This window comes from Phenylobacterium sp., assembly GCF_025351295.1.
GTDB lineage: Bacteria > Pseudomonadota > Alphaproteobacteria > Caulobacterales > Caulobacteraceae > Phenylobacterium.
In genome coordinates this window covers 1-4207 of sequence record NZ_JANXWD010000107.1, presented here as the reverse complement: position 1 = coordinate 4207, position 4207 = coordinate 1, and the positions used below count along the sequence as shown (strand labels likewise).

Below are 4207 nucleotides of genomic sequence, written 5' to 3'. Positions count from 1 at the left end.
GACACCGGCTTCCAGCTCCACGAAGGCGCCGTAGTCGGTGATGTTGGTGATGCGACCGGTGAACTTCGCGCCCACCGGATACTTGGCTTCCACGCCGTCCCACGGATCGGACTGCAGCTGCTTCATGCCGAGCGAGATGCGTTGAGTATCGGGGTTGATCTTGACGATCTGCACCTTGACCGTATCGCCCACCGCCAGCACCTGGCTCGGATGGTTGACGCGCTTCCAGCTCATGTCGGTGACGTGCAGCAGGCCGTCGATGCCGCCCAGGTCCACGAACGCGCCGTAGTCGGTGATGTTCTTGACCACGCCTTCGCGGACTTCACCCTCTTGCAGCTGGCTCACCAGTTCGGTGCGCTGCTCGGCGCGGGCTTCTTCCAGGATCGCCCGGCGGGAGACCACGATGTTGCCGCGCGGACGGTCCATCTTCAGGATCGCGAACGGCTGCTCGCGGCCCATCAGCGGGCCGACGTCGCGCACCGGGCGGATGTCGACCTGCGAACCGGGCAGGAACGCCGAGGCGCCGCCCAGGTCGACGGTGAAGCCGCCCTTCACGCGGCCGACGATGGAGCCCATCACCGGTTCGTTCTTTTCGTAGACGCCTTCCAGGCGCGTCCAAGCCTCCTCGCGGCGGGCCTTCTCGCGGCTGATGACCGCCTCGCCCATGGCGTTCTCGACGCGCTCGAGGAACACCTCGACGTTGTCGCCGACCTTGAGCGGCTCCTTCGACTCGCCTTCGCCGACGCCGAATTCCTTCAGCGAGACGCGGCCCTCGGTCTTCAGACCGACGTCGATGATCGCGAAGTCCTTTTCGATGGCGACCACGAGGCCGTGGACCACCTGGCCTTCCATGAAGTCACGTCCGCCAAGGGACTCGTCGAGCAGCGCGGCGAAGTCGTCGCGCGACGGGCTCATGCTCATATCGTCAGCCATATGTTCTTTCGTCTTCAAAAGACGCGAGGCCCGCGCCACGCATCGTGGCCGGACGGAGTCCCCGTGTCGGGTTAAGGGTTGCAACCGAAGGCGTGGGGCCCACCCGAGAAGGAAGGGATTCCGCGCCCTGAAATTGCCCGCGGTCGTGCGAGGGAAAAGCGCGTTTGGATTGCCCTACCGGGATGACTCCCAACGGGCTCGCGCAGCCTCGACGATGCGACGGGCCGCATCGGCGGCCTGCTCTATAGTCATTTCGGAGGTATCCAGCAAGACGGCGTCGGGCGCTGGCTTCATGGGCGCGGCGTCGCGACCGCCATCGCGGGCGTCCCGCCGGCGGATATCGGCCAGGACGTCCTCGTAGGCGACCTCCTCGCCCTGGCCCCCCAGTTGTTTCCAGCGCCGGTGGGCGCGGACCTCGGGCGTGGCGGTGACGTAGAGCTTGGCCGGCGCGTCCGGGCAGATGACAGTGCCGATGTCGCGCCCGTCCAGCACGGCGCCGCCTTCCTGTTGCGCAAAGGTGTTCTGGAACTCCAGCAACGCCTCGCGGACCCGGCCGTGGATCGCCACCCGGCTGGCCAACTCGCCGGCGGCCCGCGTGCGCAGCGCCGGGTCCTCGAGCTGGTCGGCGGTCAGGGTCAGGGCGGCGGCCCGCGCGGCGGCCTCGTCGTCCAGATCCTCTCCGGCCCGATGCGTCAGCACCCCCACGGCGCGGTAGAGCAGCCCGGTGTCCAGCACCGGCAGGTCGAACGCCCGCCCGAGCCCGGTTGCGATGGTCCCCTTGCCCGAAGCCGCCGGCCCATCCACGGCGATCACGAAGAACTCGGTCATCGCCACCACCCTCCTCTCCCCCGCGAAGCGAGAGGGAGAGGGAAGGGAGAGGGTCGGCGCGTGAGAACGTGATCCGCCGATGGACCAGCCATGACCCACCCACGTCGCCGCCGGTCCTCGGGGGACCATCGGTGAGCTTGCGAGGCCCAGCCGGCCCTCTCCCTACCCTCTCCCTCTCCGCTTCGCGGGGGGAGAGGAGGCGCGACGGCGATGAGGTTGACGCTCACGCCGCCGCCGGAGGCGCTTCGGCGATGTCCGCGCCCAGGCCCTGCATCAGCGCCACGAAGCCGGGGAAGCTGGTGGCGATCATGCCGGGCTCGTCCACGCTCACCGGCGCCTCCGCCGCCAGGCCCAGGATCAGGTGCGACATGGCGATCCGGTGGTCGCCGTGGGTGATGACCGCCGCGCCACCGGCCACCAGGTGGTTGCCGCGCTTGGCGCCGATCACGGTGAGGGTCTCCGGCGCCTCCTCGACCCCGATGCCGCAGGCGGCCAGGCCGGCGGCCATGAGGGCGATGCGGTCGCTCTCCTTGACCCGCATCTCGCCGATGCCGCGCATGACCGTCTTGCCGGACGCGAAGGCGGCGGCGACCGCCAGGATCGGATATTCGTCGATCATCGACGGCGCCCGCTCCGGCGGCACGTCGACGCCTTCCAGCTCGGAGTGCCGCGCGGTGATGTCGGCCACCGTCTCCCCGCCCTCGTCGCGGACATTGGTCACCGACAGGTCGGCGCCCATCTCGCCCAGGGTGTCCAGCAGGCCGATGCGCAGGGGATTCAGCAGCATCCCCTGCACTGTCACCTCCGACCCCGGCGTCACCAGGGCCGCCACCAGCAGGAAGGCCGCCGATGACGGGTCCCCCGGCACGTGGATGCGGGTTCCGGTCAGGCGCTGGCCGCCCGGCACGACGATCCGGCGGCCCCCGCCCGCCTCGGTGACCTCAACCTCGGCGCCGAAGCAGCGCAGCATGCGCTCGGTGTGGTCGCGGGTGGCTTCCGGCTCGACGACCTCGGCCCCGCCCTGCGCATGCAGCCCGGCCAGCAGCACCGCCGACTTCACCTGGGCCGAGGGCTCTGGCAGGATATAGGTTATCCCCCGGAGGTTTCCGCCCCTCAGCGTCAGCGGCAGGCGCCCGCCGGCCCGGCAGATCCAGCGCGCGCCCATCTCGCCCAGCGGCTTCAGCACCCGGTTCATCGGCCGGCCGCGCAGCGAGGCGTCGCCGGTGAAGGTCGCGGAAAGGTCGAACCCGGCCGCCGCGCCCATGATCAGCCGCACGCCGGTGCCGGCGTTGCCGCAGTCGACCACGTCGCTCGGTTCGGAGAAGCCGCCGCGGCCCTCCACCCGCCACGTCCCCTCGCCCAGGCGCTCCACGCCTGCGCCGAACGCCGCCATGGCCGCGGCGGTCCGCTTGACGTCGTCGCCCTCCAGCAGGCCCTCGATATCGGTCACGCCGCTGGCCAGCGCGCCCAGGATCAGCGCGCGGTGACTGATGGATTTATCCCCCGGCGTGCGGACCGTCCCCCGGAGGGGACCTGCGCGCCTGGCGGTCAGGTGGGCCGCCGTCATGTGCCGAAAACGCGCCTCCGGAATGGGCAAAAGCCGTGGGGGGATTGCTTTGACAGTCGCCTTCGTGCGTGGCAAGGGACGCGGCTTTTCGCGCAACCACCGACATTTAGAGGGTCGCCGCCTTTGGCCAATCCCGAACTGGGCACCAAGCAAATCTGCCCGAACTGCCAAGCCAAGTTCTACGATCTCGGCAAGCGCCCGGCGCACTGCCCGAAGTGCGCCACCGAGTTCGACCCCGACGAGGCCGTGCGCAACCGTCGCGTCCGCGCCCGCACCATCGTTCCCGAAGCCGACGAGGCCGAGGATCAGGTGGTCGAGAAGGAAACCGACGACGACGAAGACGAGGAAGAGGCGGTCACGCCCGAACTCGACGCGGTGGTCGACGACCCGCCGATCGCCTCCGACGACGACGACGACACCGCCGAACCGGCGGCCGTCTCCGAAGACCTCGGCGAGTTCACCGACGAGGAAGAAGAGGCCGACGACGCCGACGTCCCCTTCCTCGAGGACGAGGACGAAGACGAGTTCGACGAGACCGAGATCGACGGCCTGCCCGGCGAGGGCGACGACGACCGATAGCCTGCGACGAAAAAAGCCGGAAACTTCGGCTTGATCGCAACGGGGCGTTTGACTAGGTTCCGCGCCTTCCGGGGGCCACCCCCTCGGAAACCCGGACCTCGGGGCTTTAGCTCAGCTGGTAGAGCGCTTGCATGGCATGCAAGAGGTCAGCGGTTCGACTCCGCTAAGCTCCACCATGAGGGCCCGCAGCTAGCGTTGCGGGCCTTCGCCTTTTCCGGGCGTGGTTTGGTGGGCCCCACCGGTCATGCTAGCTTCGCGCCGATGAAACCAGAACGCTCCATCTTTGACGATATCGATGAT

4 protein-coding genes and 1 tRNA gene are annotated in these 4207 nt (G+C 69.2%); 2 read left to right on the top strand and 3 right to left on the bottom strand.

The window, feature by feature from the left end; all coding sequences use genetic code 11:
• The 3 genes from Q0R13_RS15805 to aroA all read right to left on the bottom strand — a co-directional run.
• Positions 1 to 933, bottom strand: a 933-nt coding sequence (locus Q0R13_RS15805; protein ID WP_293905621.1) for a S1 RNA-binding domain-containing protein, incomplete at its 3' end; no start/stop codon positions are given.
• Between the two features lie 174 nt (positions 934 to 1107).
• Positions 1108 to 1761, bottom strand: coding sequence for a (d)CMP kinase (gene cmk / locus Q0R13_RS15800; protein ID WP_293905619.1), 654 nt, complete (start codon positions 1759 to 1761; stop codon positions 1108 to 1110).
• Positions 1762 to 1984: 223 nt separating this feature from the next.
• Positions 1985 to 3328 carry a 3-phosphoshikimate 1-carboxyvinyltransferase gene (gene aroA, locus Q0R13_RS15795; RefSeq protein ID WP_293905617.1) on the bottom strand — a complete coding sequence of 448 codons (1344 nt, stop codon included), beginning with the start codon at positions 3326 to 3328 and terminating at the stop codon, positions 1985 to 1987.
• Between the two features lie 123 nt (positions 3329 to 3451).
• On the opposite strand from aroA, the gene Q0R13_RS15790 reads away from it, so the two are divergent.
• Both Q0R13_RS15790 and Q0R13_RS15785 read left to right on the top strand, forming a co-directional pair.
• Positions 3452 to 3907 carry a TIGR02300 family protein gene (locus tag Q0R13_RS15790; protein WP_293905615.1) on the top strand — a complete coding sequence of 152 codons (456 nt, stop codon included), beginning with the start codon at positions 3452 to 3454 and terminating at the stop codon, positions 3905 to 3907.
• A 100-nt stretch (positions 3908 to 4007) separates the two neighbouring features.
• Positions 4008 to 4083: transfer RNA gene (locus Q0R13_RS15785), tRNA-Ala, on the top strand.
• The last annotated feature ends 124 nt before the right edge of the window (positions 4084 to 4207 follow it).

Excerpts from the sequence above, each read along its gene's own strand:
- aroA (WP_293905617.1), bottom strand. The coding sequence starts at position 3,328 with ATGACGGCGGCCCACCTGACCGCCAGGCGCGCAGGTCCCCTCCGGGGG.
- cmk (WP_293905619.1), bottom strand. The coding sequence starts at position 1,761 with ATGACCGAGTTCTTCGTGATCGCCGTGGATGGGCCGGCGGCTTCGGGC.